Below are 14,284 nucleotides of genomic sequence, written 5' to 3'. Positions count from 1 at the left end.
TTTTCATGTCTGCCCTGTTCTCCCCCATCGCCTTCGGCCCGTTGCAGCTGGCCAACCGCATCGTCATTCCCCCAATGTGCATGTATTCCGCGCAGGACGGGCTGGCCAACGACTTTCATGTGATGCACTACGGCAACCTGTCCCAGTCGGGAGCCGGTCTGCTGGTGCTGGAGGCCACGGCAGTGGAAGCGCGCGGGCGCATCAGTGCCCATGACCTGGGGCTGTGGAGCGATGCCCATACCGACGCATTGCGCCCGGTGGTGCACCACATGCGCCGTTTCAGCCCTATGCCGGTGTGCATACAGCTGGCCCATGCCGGGCGCAAGGCCAGCTGCCGCCGCCCCTGGGAGGGTGGCGGAGCGCTGCCGGCGGACGATGCCCAGGCCTGGCCCACGGTCAGCGCCAGCGCCATACCTTTTGCCCCCACCGATCCGCAGCCCCAGGCCGCGTCACTGCAGGACATTGCCGAGATCACCCAGGCCTTTGTGGATGCCGCCCTGCGCGCCCGGCAACTGGGACTGGACGCCATCGAGATCCACGCCGCCCACGGTTATCTGCTGCACCAGTTCCTGTCGCCGCTGTCCAACCAGCGCACCGACCAGTACGGCGGCAGCCTGGACAACCGCATGCGCCTGACGCTGGAAGTGTTCGAGGCCGTGCGCACCGCCGTGGATGCGTCCATGGCCGTGGGCGTACGCATCAGCGCCACCGACTGGATGGAGCCTGCCGGCTGGGACCTGGCGCAGAGCCAGCACCTAGCCCAGGAACTGGCCGCACGCGGCTGCGATTTTCTGCATGTCTCCAGTGCCGCGCTGCACCCGGACCAGAAGATTCCGGTGGGCCCCGGCTACCAGGTTCCGCTGGCCGAAGCACTGAAGGACCGCCTGGAAGGCCGCATGCCGGTGATTGCCGTGGGTCTGATCACCGACCCGCAGCAGGCCGAGCACATTGTGCAGACCGGCCAGGCCGATGCAGTGGGCATCGCCCGCGCCATGCTCTACCAGCCGCGCTGGCCCTGGGAGGCTGCACGCCAGCTGGGTGCCACCGTGCATGCGGCACCGCAGTATCTGCGCTGCCAGCCGCATGGGGCCAAAAAACTGTTCCAGGCATAGTGGCTGAGCTTGAATAGCTCATGAAAAAGGAGCCCTTCGACTCCTTTGGGTGTGCCCTGGCGGCACCGCGTCACACCACAAAGTCCTCTCCGGGCGTGAGGGGAGCCAGCCGGTAGGTGGCCGGGGTGCGGCTGAGCTTGACCGGCGCCCCAATGCCCCGGTAGCCCGGCAGGTCCACCACCATCTCGCGGTGCAGCGTGTGCGGATGCTGCAAAGCCGCATCCACTGACTGCACGGGCGCTGCCGGCACGCCAATGGCCATCAGGTCCGTGGCCAGTTGCTCGCCCTCGAAGGCGGCCAGCTGCTGCTCCAGCAGCGGCTTGAGCATGGCGCGGTGCACCGAGCGCTGGCCCGCCGTGGCAAAGCGCGGGTCTTCGGCCAGTTGCGGGCAGCCGATGTGGCCGCACAGCAGACCGAACTGGCGGTCATTGCCCACAGCAAAGAACACCGGGATGGAACCTGTCTGCAGCGTGTCGTAGGGGTAGATATTGGGGTGGGCATTGCCGGTGCGCTGGGGCGGCTTGCCATCCATGAACCAGTTGGCGCCATGCGGGTGCAGCAGCGAGATGCCGCTGTCATACAGCGCCGCATCCACCAGCTGGCCCAGGCCGCTGCGCTGGCGTTCCTGCAGCGCCAGCAGCACGCCGATGACCGCATTCATGCCGGTGACCATGTCCACCACGGGCAGCCCCACGCGCAGCGGCTCGCCACCCTGCTCGCCGTTGACGCTCATGATGCCGCTCATGGCCTGGATGGCCGCGTCATAGCCCGGCCAGGCTCCCAGCGGGCCATCGGCCCCGAAGCCGCTGACCCGGCACCAGATCAAGCCCGGAAAGCGCGCATGCACTTGTTCCCAGCCAATGCCCCATTTTTCCATGGTGCCGATCTTGAAGTTCTCCACCACCACATCGGCCTGTGCCATCAGCTCCAGCACGCGGGCCTGGCCGGCGGGCTGGCTCAGGTCCAGGCACTGGCTGCGTTTGTTGCGGTTCAGCCCCCGGTAGTACGAGGCCACACCGTCCTGGAACGGCGGGCCCCAGGCACGGGTGTCGTCGCCCTGGGGCGGCTCCACCTTCAGCACATCGGCGCCGTGGTCTCCCAGGATCTGGCCGCACAGCGGCCCGCCCAGGATGCGGGAGAGGTCGAGCACGCGCAGGCCTTGCAGGGCGCCAGCCCCCATGCCCGTTGCAGTGGTTGCGTTCATAGCGTCTTTCACAGGTCGTCGGGGGTACGCATCAGTCCAGCTTGGCACCCGAGGCATCGACCACGGTTTTCCACTTGCCGACCTCTTCGCTGATGAAGCGGCCCAGCGCCTGGGGGCTGTGGTCGGGTGCGGGCTCCAGTCCTTGCGCGGCAAACACCGAGCGCACCTTGTCGCTGGCCAGTGCCTTGCGGAAGGCCTGGTTCAGCGTGGCAATGCGATCGGCCGGGGTGCCCTTGGGAGCCACCACGCCAAAGAACACGCTCACGTCGTAACCGGGCAGACCTTGCTCGGCAATCGTGGGAATCTGCGGCATGGCCTGCGAGCGCTTGTCCGTGGTCACGCCAATGGCCTTGAGCTTGCCGCTCTGGATGTAGGGCATGGCCGTGAGGATGTCGGTGAACGTCATGTCCACCTGCCCGGCCAGCAGGTCGTTGAGCGCGGGGCCTGTGCCCTTGTAAGGCACATGCTGCAACTGGGTACCAGCCTTCTGGTTGAACAACACGCCGGCCAGGTGCGAGGACGCGCCATTGCCCGACGAGGCGTAGTTCAGGCTGGCCGGCTTGGCCTTGTCCTGCGCAATCAGCTGCTGCACGGTGCTGGCATGGAGCTTGGGGTGCACTACCAGGATGTTGGGCAGGTGGCCCACGCGGATGATGGGGGCAAAGCTGGTGGCCGGGTCGTAGCTGATCTTGGTGTAGAGGCTTTGGTTGATGGCCAGCGGGCCCGAGGTGCCGAACATGATGGTGTAGCCATCGGGCTTGGCGCGGGCCACCATGTCCGCACCAATGTTGCCGCCTGCACCGGACTTGTTCTCCACGATCACGCTCTGGCCCAGGGCCTCGGTCAGCGCCACGGCCAGCGTGCGTGCCATGGCATCGGTGGGGCCGCCCGGCGGGAACGGCACCACAAAGTTCACGGGCTTGGAGGGGAAGGTCTCGGCCTGCGCGGCCAGCGGAGCGGCCACCAGCAAGGTGGCGGCCGTCAGCCCGCACAGCATGGGCACGGGACGCTGCCATGGAATGGGGTTCATAGTGGTGTCTCCTATCATGACCGCCGTAGCCCGGTGTGGGCAGGACAGTCTTTTGCTATTAAATTGAAAGCGCATCATGCGGCTGCAAAGAGCCTGCAAAGCGCTTGCACGGCTTGTCTGGCTGTTGTTTCGCTGCAGGGCGCCGTGTCTTACAGCAGGCCTTGGTCCCGCAGCCAGGCCACCCGCTGCTTTTCGCGGGCAAAGGCTTCCTGTGCGTAGCGCTGGTACTGCGCGGGGTCCTTGTAGTTGGGCTGCTGGTTGAGCAGCTCCATGGCCTTCATGCCCGCTGGCGACAGCAAGGCCTTCTGGAACACAGCTGTCAGCTGGGCCACGCGCGCTGCGTCCATGCCCTTGGGGCCGGCCACGCCGTAAGGGGAGTCGATGAAGTGGTCCAGCCCCGACTCCTTGAGCGTGGGCAGCGTGGGAAAGCGCGGCACACGCTGCGCCGTCAGCATCACCAGATAGCGCATCTTGTGGGCATCGATGTGCGGCACGGCCCCCCCCGACAGCGGCGCCGCGTCGATGTGGCCACCCAGAATGGCGGTGGCCACATCGGCATCGCCCTTGTAGGTCACCACATTGGCCTTCACGCCCGCCGCTGCCAGCACCTCTTCCATCACGATGCGCGGTGTGCCCATGGCGCCGGTGGCGCCAATGTTGAGGGCGCCGGGGCGCTTCCTGGCATCGGCCACCAGATCGGCCCAGGTCTTCCACGGCGCATCTTGGCGCACGGCCAGACCAAAGCTGTAGTCCGACAGCAGCGCGATGTAGCTGAAGCTGGTGGTGGGATCGAACGGCACTTTGTTGATGTAAGGCTCGCGGTAGACTGATGCCGGCAGCACGCCCAGCGTGTAGCCATCGGCGGACGCGCGGGTCAGCGCGGCGGCGGCGGTCACACCGTTGGCGCCGGGGCGGCTGTCCAGCACGATGGGCTGGCCCAGGATCTTGCCGGCCTCTTCGGCCACCACCCGCAGGTGCTGGTCGGTGGGGCCGCCCGGGGCATAGGGCAGGATCAGCGTGATCGGTTTGTTCGGAAAGCCCGTGCCGCTGGACTGTGCCCAGCTGGTGGCCCAAGGGGCGGCAGCCAGCAGGCCCAGCCCCTGTACAAAGTGGCGCTTGTTCATGGTGTTGTCTCCAGGAGGATGGCCCCTGCCCCTGTGTCGGGACTTGCGGGGAAAAATGTCCGGAGCAGCCGGCATGGCCGCAGCCCGGCGCCGGTGCGGCTTATTGCACCCAGTCGGCGGGGATGCCGCCGTCTTGCAGTGGATCGCGCGGCAGCGCGCGGTGCAGCAGCACCAGCTGGGCCCAGCGCATGCGCTCGCTGCTGTGCGTGCGCGAGGCTTCCCAGGCCATGGCGATGGCCGTGAAGCAGTGGTAGAGGCCCGAGGCGGCCTGGCGTGCCAGGCGCTCACCGGCGGCATCGGCATCCGCGGCAGATTGGGAAAAGGCCGCAGCCCGCTCCAGCGCGCTGCGCAATGCAGTGAGGAAGGCTGGGGCAGCATGGGTCTGCGCCAGCAGCTGTGCGGCATGGGCCTGCAGCACCGGGAGCGAGCCTTCGCGGCGGATGGCGCGCAGCACATCCAGCGCGACGATGTTGCTGGTGCCTTCCCAGATGCTGCCCAGGTGGGCGTCGCGCACCAGGCGCGGGTCGCTCCACTCTTCGATGTAGCCGCAGCCGCCGCGCACTTCCATGGCGTCCCCGGTGACCTTGCGGGCATCGCGGCAGGCGCGGAACTTGATCAGCGGCGTCAGGATGCGCAGCAGCGCGTAGCCGCCCTCTTCCCCGGCGTCCGAGCGCTGTAGCGCCTGTGCGGTTTGCAGCACCATGGTGCGGGCCTGTTCGGAGTAGGTGCGCAGCTTGTCGAGCTGGCGCTGCATCAGCGGCATGTCCTGCAAGGCCTTGCCAAAGGCATGGCGCTCGCTGGCAATGAACTCGGCCTCGGCCACGGCGCGGCGCATCATGCCGGCTGCACGCACCCCGTTGGACAGGCGCGAGTTGTTGACCATATCGGCCATCTGCACAAAGCCCCGGCCTTGCTCGCCCACCAAATAGGCCACGGCACCTTCCATGTGGATCTCGCCGCTGGCCATGGAGCGCGTACCCAGCTTTTCCTTCAGGCGGATGATGCGGTAGTGGTTGGTACTGCCATCGTCCAGCTGGCGCGGCAGCAGGAACAGCGAGATGCCCTTCATGCCGGCCGGCGCGCCATCGACCCGCGCCAGCACCATGGCAAACGCCGCGTCGGGGTTGGAGCAGAACCACTTGTCGCCCACCAGGCGCCAGCTGCCATCGGCCTGCGGATAAGCCACGGTCTGGGTGTTGGCGATGTCGGAGCCGGCAGCCTGCTCGGTCATGAACATGGCGCCCTGGGCCATGTCATCAAAGTCGGTGGCGGTGAGCTGGCTCCAGTATTTATCGACCAGCTCCGGCGCACCGAACTTGCGCAGCGTGCGCGCCAGCGAATCGGTCATGGACAGCGGGCAGCACAGGCCAAACTCGGCCTGCACAAACAGATAGGTCAGCGCGTACTTGGCCAGCGGGGGCAGCTTGCCTTCCCAGCCCAGCACACCGGTGCGGTGCGACATGGTGGCCAGCGCGAATTCGCCATAGGCCACGCGCTCCATCTCCACATAGGCCGGATGCTTGACGATGCGCTGAGCATCCTGACCGGTGCGGGTGCGGTGCTCCAGCGTGGGCGGGTTCTTGTCGGCAATCAGCGCCAGCTCGTCCAGACGGCTGCCGGCCAAATGGCCCATGCGGGTCAGATAGGGCTGCAGGTGGGCGTACACATCGGCCGGCAGGTACTGCTGCAGCAACGGGGCCCATTGCGTGTCGGTGGTGTAGAGATTGCTGCCCGCACGGTCGGGTAAGGGATGGGCGGAATCGGTGGTACGGGAAACTTCCAATGGGGCACGCATGTTCATGCTCTCTCCTTCAACAAGGCGGGCGAGGTGGATCTGACTTGGGTCAAATTCTGGGAACATGCACCATTCATGTCGAATATTATTGAAATATTCATCCATATCTAAATCGAATAGATAGACCACCCTGTACGTTGCTGCATCGCAGCATCTTCTTCTCCAAAGGCTCCCCATGGAACTGCGCCAACTGCAGTACTTCACCGTACTGGCCGAAGAGCTGCACTTCAGCCGCGCCGCGCAGCGGCTGCACATCTCGCAGCCGCCGTTGAGCGTGGCCATCAAGCAGTTGGAAGCCCAGCTGGACGCCCAGCTGTTCGAGCGCAGCAGCAAGGAGGTGCGCCTGACCCCGGCCGGCACCCACCTGCTGGCCCAGGCCCGCGACATTCTGGAACGCGCACGACGTGCGGCCCTGGACACACGCGCCGTGGCCCATGGCATGGCCGGCTGCCTGCGGCTGGGGTTTGTGGGCTCCAGCATGTACCGTGGCCTGCCCGAGGCGCTGGCCCAGTTGCAGTTGCTGCACCCCCAGGTGCGGGTGGACCTGCATGAGCTCAACAGTGCCGAGCAGGTCAGCGCCCTGCAGCAAGGCAAGCTGGACCTGGCCCTGCTGCACACCATGGTGGTGCCCGACGGCCTGCGCGCCCGCACGCTGCTGCGCGAGCCCTTCATGGCCTGCCTGCCCACCCACCACGCCCTGGCGCGGCAAGCACGCGTAGCCGTGTCCGATCTGTCCCAGGAGCGCATGGTGCTGTTTGCCGAGTCGGTCTCTCCCGAGTATTTCCGCAGCATCCGCACCCTGTGCCAGCGCGCCGGCTTTGACCCGGAGCTGCGCCACGAGGTGCGCCACTGGCTGTCGGTGCTGTCGCTGGTCAGCGGCGGCCAAGGGGTGTCGATCGTGCCCGCCTGCCTGCAGCGCGTGGGCATGCCGGGGTTGGCCTTTCGCCCGCTGCGCCAGAGCGCAGCCCACTCCGAGCTGCAGGCCATATGGCGCCCCGTGCCCGCCCACCCGCTGATCGACACTCTGCTGCAACTGCTGCAAGAACGCATTGCCGCCGTGGCGGCCGCCGATGCAGCGCCAGCCCCCGCCAGCGACTGATCGACCCCGTTGGCGCGATACCCCTTGGCGCAGTGCAGCCGCAGCGTGCACCGCCGCGCGCAGCTTTGCACAATGGTTGGCAGCGGACGCCATGCCCTACCGGGGCCTGGCATCCGCTGCCACCGCAACAGGAGGTACGACCATGCAACACAACGCCGTGGGTTGGTTTGAGATCTATGTGCAGGACATGCCGCGCGCGCGGCGCTTTTACGAGCAGCTGCTGGGCCGGCCGCTGGAGCAGTTGACGCCCCCGGGCGGCGCGGATTCGGATCTGGAGATGTGGGCCTTTCCCATGGAAAAAGAAGGCATGGGCGCCAGCGGCGCGCTGGTGAAGATGCCCGACTACCTGTCCGGCCCCGGCGGCACCCTGGTCTACTTTGTCTGCGAAGACTGCGCCGAGCAGGTGCGCCGCGCCGACGCCCATGGAGGGCAGATCATCAAGGAGAAGTTCTCCATCGCCCCCTATGGCTTTATTGCCATGGTGCAGGACAGCGAAGGCAATCTGATCGGGCTGCATTCCATGCAGTAAGGCCGTGAAGGAGTCGGGCTGGCCGGATGCAAGTGGTGCACAGCCGGCCCCCATCTTTGCTGCGGTATGCATGCAATGTGCCCAGCACCAGCGGCGGCGGAACCCGTTGCACCACGGTGGCCGCATTCAGCCATCCACCGTGCGCGCCAAGGCGGCCTGGGCCAGCAGCCAGTCGTGAAAACGGCGTGCCGCCGGCTGGGCCAGCGTGGGCTCGCGAAACACCAGGTAATAGGCCAGGGGCGTCACCAGCGGCGGCACCTGCAGAGCCAGCAGACGCCCCTGCTCCAGTTCGTTCACCACCATGGAGCGGCGCGCCAGGGCCACGCCGCGCCCGGCCAGCGCGGCTTCGATGGCGGCATTGGAATCCACAAACACAATGCCTTGCGAAGTGTCCAGCTGGGGGCGCCCGGCCGCCCGGGCCCACAGTTGCCAGTCGTCGCGCTGGCCATCGTGCAGCAGCCCGGCAGCGGTGATGTCGGCGGCCTGCGCTGTGGGCCGGTGCGCCACCCACAATGGGCTGCAGACCGGCTGCAGGTCGTCGTCCAGCAGCCGCCGGGCCTGCAAGCCGGCATAGCGCCCCAGGCCATGGCGCACGGCAAAGTGCACGCCTTCGGCTGCCAGGTCCACCAGCCGGGCGGTGGTGCTGACATGCACATCCACCTCCGGGGCGGACTGCAGAAAATCCTGCAGCCGGGGCACCAGCCATTGCGCGGCAAACACCGGTGTGCAACTGACCAGCAGCACCTGGCGCTGGTGGCGCAGCTGGGCCGTGGCGCGCTGCAGTGCCGCCAAGGCTTCCTGGCAGCCGGCCAGCAGCACGCGCCCGGCGTCCGTCAGCACCAGACCGCGTGCCTGGCGTTCAAACAGGCGCTGGCCCACAAAATCTTCCAGCTTGCGCAGCTGCTGCGAAATGGCACCGGGCGTGACATGCAGCTCCTCGGCCGCCCGCGCGGCGCTGCCGTGGCGGGCCGTGGCTTCAAAACTGCGGACGGTGGACAGCGGTGGCAAGTGCATGGTGATATTTAGTTTTACTAAACAATTCAGCAGAAAAAATCGCTGGTACAGCCCACACCATGGGCACAGAATGCAGGCCGCACTGACGCTTTGTCTTTAGTTGTACTGAACTTTTCCCTGGAACACCAGCCATGCCCCTGCCCAGCCTGATCCGCCTGCTGCTGCTCGCCGCCCTGTGGGGCGGCAGCTACCTGTCCATGCGCATTGCGGTGCCGGTGCTGGGCGCCCTGCCCACGGCCGGTGGCCGCGTGCTGCTGGGTGCTTTGGGGCTGGGCCTGCTGGTGCTGCTGCAGCGCGTGCCGCTGCGTTTTGACGGCAAGGGCCGCGCCGCACTGGCGCTGGGCGTGGTCAATTCCGGCATTCCGTTTGCCATGTACGCGTTGGCCGCCCAGGTGCTGCCGGCCGGTTACAGCGCCATCCTGAACGCGCTGACGCCGCTGATGGGCGTGCTGCTGGGTACCTTGTTCTTTAGCGAGCGCATCACCGTCCACAAGCTGGCCGGCGTCTGCGTGGGCCTGGCAGGTGTGGCGGTGCTGGTGCGCACCGGCCCGCTTCCGGTGGATGCCGCAGCACTGTGGGGTGTGGCCGCCTGCCTGGTGGCCACGCTGTGCTATGGCCTGGCCGGCTACCTGACCCAGCGCTGGATCGGCCAGCGCGGCGGACTGGACAGCCGCCTGGTGGCCCTGGGCAGCCAGTGCGCCGCCGTGCTGCTGCTGGTGCCGCTGGCTGCCGGTTCGCTGTGGTTGCACCCGCTGCCGCTGGCCAGCGTGACGCCCACCGTAGCCGTTGCCCTGCTGGCCCTGGGCTTGCTGTGCACGGCCTGGGCCTATGTGCTGTATTTCCGCCTGATTGCCGATGTAGGTGCGCTCAAGGCGCTGACGGTGACATTCCTGATCCCGCTGTTCGGCGTGCTGTGGGGTTGGCTGCTGCTGGGTGAGTCCGTGGGCTGGGCCCACGCCGCCGGCGGTGCGCTGATTGCGCTGGCACTGTGGCTGGTGCTGCGCCCGGCCCCCAAGCCCGCCCCGGCGGGCCCTGCTGTTGCCGCCCAAGCGGCCAAACCCTGAGCGGGCGCAACGGCCGAGGCACGACCTTCCGCTACAGTTTGCGCCGTGGGCTGCTGTGCTGCTGCGGCGGCGGTCTGCGCTGTTTCTGTCGTGCCGCGCCCTCGCCCCAGCCCTGCCCTCGCTTCATCCCCTACTTTTTTCCGTGCCCCCAGCCACCTCTGCCCCCGCTGCATCCCTGAACCGCTACCAGTTGCTGGCGGCGGACATCGAGGCGTCGATCCGCGCCGGGGTACTGCAGCCGGGCGACCGCCTGCCTTCGGTGCGCCAGGCCTGTGCCAGCCGCCAGGTCAGCCCATCCACCGTCTTCCAGGCGTACTACCTGCTGGAAGCACGCGGCCTGATCCGGGCGCGCGAACGCTCGGGCTACTTTGTGGCCCATGGCGGGGGCATGGCCCCGCCGGAGCCCGAAGCGCTGTCCCGCCCCGACAGTGCCTCGGTCCAGGTGGATGTCACCGAACGCGTGTTTTCCGTGCTGCAGGCCAGCCTGCAGCAGGGCACGGTGCCGCTGGGCAGCGCCTTTCCGGGCCCGCAGTGGTTTGCCCTGCCCAAGCTGGCCCAGGCCCTGGCCGCCAGCGCCAGACAGGCCACTGCCCAGCGCACGGCACTGGACGACCTGACCCCCGGCCACAGCGGCCTGCGCCGCCAAATTGCGCGCCGCTACCTGGCCGACGGCATGCCACTGGCCATGGACGATCTGGTCATCACCAATGGCGCACTGGAGGCGCTGAACCTGTGCCTGGCGGCCGTCACCCGGCCCGGCGGCGCCGTGGTGGTGGAGTCCCCCTGCTTCTACGGTGCGCTGCAGGCGCTGGAACGCCTGGGCCTGCAGGCCATCGAGGTGCCCACCCACCCGCGCGACGGCGTGGATCTGCAGGCGCTGGAAGCCGCCCTGCTCCAGCATCGGCCTCAGGCCGTGTGGCTGATGACCAGTTTCCAGAACCCGCTGGGCAGCCTGATGCCGCCGGCACGCAAGCAGGCGCTGGTGGAACTGGTCACCCGCCTGCAGGTGCCGCTGATCGAGGACGATGTCTACGGCGAGCTGTACTTCGCCCCGCACCGCCCGCTGCCCGCCAAGGCGTTCGACCGCGAAGGCTGGGTGCTGCACTGCAGTTCGTTTTCCAAATGCCTGGCGCCGGGCTGGCGCATCGGCTGGACGGCGGCCGGGCGCTTTACCCAGGCCGTGGCACGGCAAAAGCTGACCACCTCCATCGCCACCAATGGCCCGGCCCAGGCGGCCCTGGCCCAGTACCTGGAGGGGGTAGGCTACGACAAGCACCTGCGCCACCTGCGCCACGCGCTGGCGGTGCAGCGCGACCGCATGGCCGAGGCCATTGCACGCCACTTCCCCCCGGGCACGCGCGCCACGCGGCCCGAAGGCGGCTACTTTCTGTGGCTGGAACTGCCCACAGGCTGCGACGCCTGGGCCCTGTACCAGCGTGCACTGCAGCACGGCATCAGCCTGGCACCCGGCCCGCTGTTCAGCCCCAGCCCGGCGTTTGCCCACTGCCTGCGGCTGAACTACGGCATTGCCTGGGATGCCGCCACCGAGGCGGCTCTGGCCCAGCTGGGCCGCTGGTGCTGTGACATGGTGGCTGGCAGCCAGGACGCCACCTGAACCGCCACGGCACAAGTACATCGGCACAGCCACAAGCACCTGCGGCGCTCCCTGAAACAGGGAGCCCATTCAGAAAAAAGGCGGTCTGCTTGGGGCAGACCGCCTGAAATGGCGGCACACCCGCGCCGCCAGCAACAACCGCAGAGCGGTCAAACAACTGTCAATTCATTCAATGCATCCAATTCGTCTTTACCGGGGCACCAGGAAGGTGGTCTTGGCGGCCACTTGCAGCGCCGCATCGCCTTCGGCCTGCACATGGATGGTCACCGGGTGCGATCCGGCTTCCGCCGCGCCATAGGGGGCCTGCAGGCGCACCACCACCCAGCGGTCTTGTGCGCCTTCCAGCCACACTTCGCTATCGGATGCCACATGCACGCCGCCCAGTCCGCTGGCGCTCAGGCGCAGGCGCTGGGGCCGCTCGGTGGCATTGGCAATCTGCACGCGGTAGATGTTCTCGATCTGGCCGCCAGACACAATGCGCGAGAGCGTGCCCCGGTCGCGCACCACATCCACCTGCAGCGGCGTGCGCAGTGAAAGACTCACCACCATGGCGACGGTGATGCCCACCAGCCCCACGGCGTACAGCAGCACGCGCGGGCGGGCGATGCGACGCCAGGTCTGGGCCCGGCTCCAGCCCCCGGCCAGGGCGTTTTGCGTGCTCAAGCGGATCAGGCCGCGGGTGTAATGCATCTTGTCCATCACGCCGTTGCAGGCGTCGATGCACAGACCGCAGCCAATGCACTCGTACTGCAGGCCGTCGCGGATGTCGATGCCCGCCGGGCACACCTGCACGCACAGGGCACAGTCAATGCAGTCGCCCAGGCCCTGGGCGCGGTGGTCCGCTCCCTTGGCACGCGGGCTGCGGCCTTTTTCGCCCTCGCCCCGGGCACTGTCGTAGCTGACCACCAGGGTGTCGCGGTCCATCATGGCGCTTTGGAAGCGCGCATAAGGGCACATGTATTTGCAGACCTGCTCGCGCAGAAAACCGGCATTGGTATAGGTGGCGGTGGCGTAGAACAGGGTCCAGAACATCTGCCAGGGACCGGTGAAGCTGGCCAGGTCCACCACCAGGGAACGGATGGGGACGAAGTAGCCGACGAAGGTCACCCCCGTCCACAACGCCACCAGCAGCCACAGCCCGTGCTTGGCGCCGCGCTTGGCGATTTTTTCGGCAGTCCAGCCGCTGCCGTCCAGGCGCAGGCGGGCGCTGCGGTCGCCTTCGGTGCGCCGCTCGATCCACATGAACAGCTCGGTATACACCGTCTGCGGGCAGCTGAAGCCGCACCACAACCGGCCGGCCACGGCGGTGAACAGGAACAGCGCCAGCGCGCTGATGATCAGCAGCACCGCCAGGTAGATGAAATCCTGCGGCACCAGCAGCCAGCCGAAGATGTAAAAGCGCCGCTGCTCCAGATCGAACAGCAGTGCCTGGCGGCCATGGATCTGCAACCAGGGCACACCGTAGAAGAACAGCTGCGTCAGCCACACCAGCGCCCAGCGCCAGGCGGCAAAGCGCCCGGCGATGGAGCGCGGATGGATCTTCTGGCGCTTTTCGTAAAAGGAACGGCCGGCCTCGGGTGGCTCGGCATGGATGGGAATGGTCTTGCGCGCAGTGCCCGTGCCGGCGGCTGCGGGCACGGTGGGGGAGGAATCGTGAAGCGGGTTCATGTGTGCGTGGGGGCGGCGCGGCAGTGCATCTGCCATGTGTTGGCGCCGACTATGCGGCGACGCCCCGTGCTTGCACAGCATCAGTTTCCGGGCAAAAAGACCGTATCAGATGCGCATTTGATCTGCGTCACCAGATCAGTTCTGCAAAAACTGAGCAGCCTGCGCCCATGCAGCATAGGTTTGACATGCATTGGCCGCGGCAACGCCCGCCGCATGTATCTGGATTGCTATGTTTTTGCAAAATCCAAAAACGTCGCTCAAGTCTTCAAAAAACCCGCCGAAATATACGCAACGTCGCAGCACACCCGCACGCGACCACAAGGAGAAGACCATGGTTGCCACCACCGGCGTTTCCGCCACCAGCACATCCAACACGGCACTTGAAGACGCCCAGCGCACGGTCGCCGCCAGCCGCGAAGGCCAGCGTGCACAGCAGAATGCGCAAATCCTGCAGGCCTCGATGGATGTCTCCATCTCTGCCGGCAACCACAGCCTGACGCTGCTGTACCGCGCTGCGGTGGACAAGCTCAACGAGGTGCTGGCGCCCGAGCTGGGACCAGACGCCATTGCCCAGGCGCAGCAGCAGGACCAGAGCAGCGAGGCGGTGGCCGGCCGCATCGTGTCGCTCTCGACCGCGATGTTCGAGCGCTATGCCGCCAAATATCCGGACAAGAACCCCGAAACCCTGCTGCAGGACTTTGTGGCCACCATCCGCAGCGGCTTTGAGCAAGGCTATGGCGAGGCCACCGACATTCTGCAAGGCCTGGGCGTCTGGGGAGAGGCCGACAGCCCCGTGCGCAGCGCCATCGAGCGCACCTACAGCCTGGTGCAGCAGGGCTTTGATGACTTCCTGCAGCAAAAGCTGGCCGCGCTGAAGGCGCCGCAGGACGGAAGCGCCACACCGGCCAACACGGAAGCGGCGACAGCCTGATTCACCTGGCACCTGTCCCGCTCCGAAGCGCGTGACCTGGCAACAAAAAAGGCTCCCGAGGGAGCCTTTATTTCCATTACCAGCTGCACTGCCTTGCCG

13 protein-coding genes are annotated in these 14,284 nt (G+C 67.1%); 6 read left to right on the top strand and 7 right to left on the bottom strand.

Annotated features, from left to right (window positions below; all coding sequences use genetic code 11):
- The first annotated feature begins 5 nt into the window (after positions 1-5).
- Entirely contained in the window at positions 6-1,112 is a 1,107-nt protein-coding gene (locus CT3_RS06340) for an NADH:flavin oxidoreductase/NADH oxidase (RefSeq protein WP_066539041.1), read from the top strand.
- A gap of 70 nt (positions 1,113-1,182) precedes the next feature.
- On the opposite strand, the gene CT3_RS06335 is transcribed toward CT3_RS06340, so the two are convergent.
- From CT3_RS06335 to CT3_RS06320, 4 genes are all read right to left on the bottom strand, one after another.
- A complete protein-coding gene (locus CT3_RS06335; RefSeq protein ID WP_225608766.1) occupies positions 1,183-2,316 on the bottom strand; it encodes a CaiB/BaiF CoA transferase family protein in 1,134 nt (377 codons plus the stop codon).
- Positions 2,317-2,347: 31 nt separating this feature from the next.
- Complete coding sequence (locus tag CT3_RS06330) at positions 2,348-3,313, bottom strand: Bug family tripartite tricarboxylate transporter substrate binding protein (RefSeq protein WP_066539492.1); 966 nt, start codon at positions 3,311-3,313, stop codon at positions 2,348-2,350.
- Positions 3,314-3,495: 182 nt separating this feature from the next.
- Entirely contained in the window at positions 3,496-4,470 is a 975-nt protein-coding gene (locus CT3_RS06325) for a tripartite tricarboxylate transporter substrate binding protein (RefSeq protein ID WP_066539045.1), read from the bottom strand.
- Between the two features lie 100 nt (positions 4,471-4,570).
- Positions 4,571-6,271, bottom strand: a complete 1,701-nt coding sequence (locus CT3_RS06320; protein WP_066539049.1) for an acyl-CoA dehydrogenase family protein — start codon at positions 6,269-6,271, stop codon at positions 4,571-4,573.
- 169 nt (positions 6,272-6,440) lie between these two features.
- Here CT3_RS06320 and CT3_RS06315 point away from each other — a divergent pair, with 169 nt between their 5' ends.
- Positions 6,441-7,364: a LysR family transcriptional regulator gene (locus CT3_RS06315; RefSeq protein ID WP_066539055.1), complete on the top strand. Its 924-nt coding sequence runs from the start codon at positions 6,441-6,443 to the stop codon at positions 7,362-7,364.
- A 142-nt stretch (positions 7,365-7,506) separates the two neighbouring features.
- Positions 7,507-7,893 carry a VOC family protein gene (locus tag CT3_RS06310; RefSeq protein WP_066539058.1) on the top strand — a complete coding sequence of 129 codons (387 nt, stop codon included), beginning with the start codon at positions 7,507-7,509 and terminating at the stop codon, positions 7,891-7,893.
- Positions 7,894-8,019: 126 nt separating this feature from the next.
- Here CT3_RS06310 and gcvA read toward each other — a convergent pair whose 3' ends face one another.
- Complete coding sequence (gene gcvA, locus CT3_RS06305; protein ID WP_066539060.1) at positions 8,020-8,907, bottom strand: transcriptional regulator GcvA; 888 nt, start codon at positions 8,905-8,907, stop codon at positions 8,020-8,022.
- Positions 8,908-9,038: 131 nt separating this feature from the next.
- On the opposite strand from gcvA, the gene CT3_RS06300 reads away from it, so the two are divergent.
- The gene (locus CT3_RS06300) at positions 9,039-9,971 is read left to right on the top strand and encodes a DMT family transporter (RefSeq protein WP_066539062.1); all 933 of its coding nucleotides are present in this window, start codon (positions 9,039-9,041) and stop codon (positions 9,969-9,971) included.
- A gap of 175 nt (positions 9,972-10,146) precedes the next feature.
- On the top strand, positions 10,147-11,586 hold the full coding sequence (locus CT3_RS06295) for an aminotransferase-like domain-containing protein (RefSeq protein WP_066539493.1): 1,440 nt from the start codon (positions 10,147-10,149) through the stop codon (positions 11,584-11,586).
- Between the two features lie 189 nt (positions 11,587-11,775).
- On the opposite strand, the gene ccoG is transcribed toward CT3_RS06295, so the two are convergent.
- Both ccoG and CT3_RS06285 read right to left on the bottom strand, forming a co-directional pair.
- Positions 11,776-13,254 carry a cytochrome c oxidase accessory protein CcoG gene (ccoG, locus tag CT3_RS06290; RefSeq protein ID WP_066539495.1) on the bottom strand — a complete coding sequence of 493 codons (1,479 nt, stop codon included), beginning with the start codon at positions 13,252-13,254 and terminating at the stop codon, positions 11,776-11,778.
- A gap of 135 nt (positions 13,255-13,389) precedes the next feature.
- On the bottom strand, positions 13,390-13,587 hold the full coding sequence (locus tag CT3_RS06285; RefSeq protein ID WP_127446187.1) for a hypothetical protein: 198 nt from the start codon (positions 13,585-13,587) through the stop codon (positions 13,390-13,392).
- On the opposite strand from CT3_RS06285, the gene CT3_RS06280 reads away from it, so the two are divergent.
- Positions 13,586-14,185, top strand: a complete 600-nt coding sequence (locus CT3_RS06280) for a DUF5610 domain-containing protein (RefSeq protein ID WP_066539064.1) — start codon at positions 13,586-13,588, stop codon at positions 14,183-14,185. The genes CT3_RS06285 and CT3_RS06280 overlap by 2 nt on opposite strands.
- Positions 14,186-14,284: the final 99 nt, after the last annotated feature.

Origin of the sequence: Comamonas terrigena NBRC 13299, assembly GCF_006740045.1 — a bacterium.
Classification (GTDB): domain Bacteria; phylum Pseudomonadota; class Gammaproteobacteria; order Burkholderiales; family Burkholderiaceae_C; genus Comamonas; species Comamonas terrigena.
This window is presented reverse-complemented; position numbering and strand designations above follow the sequence as displayed.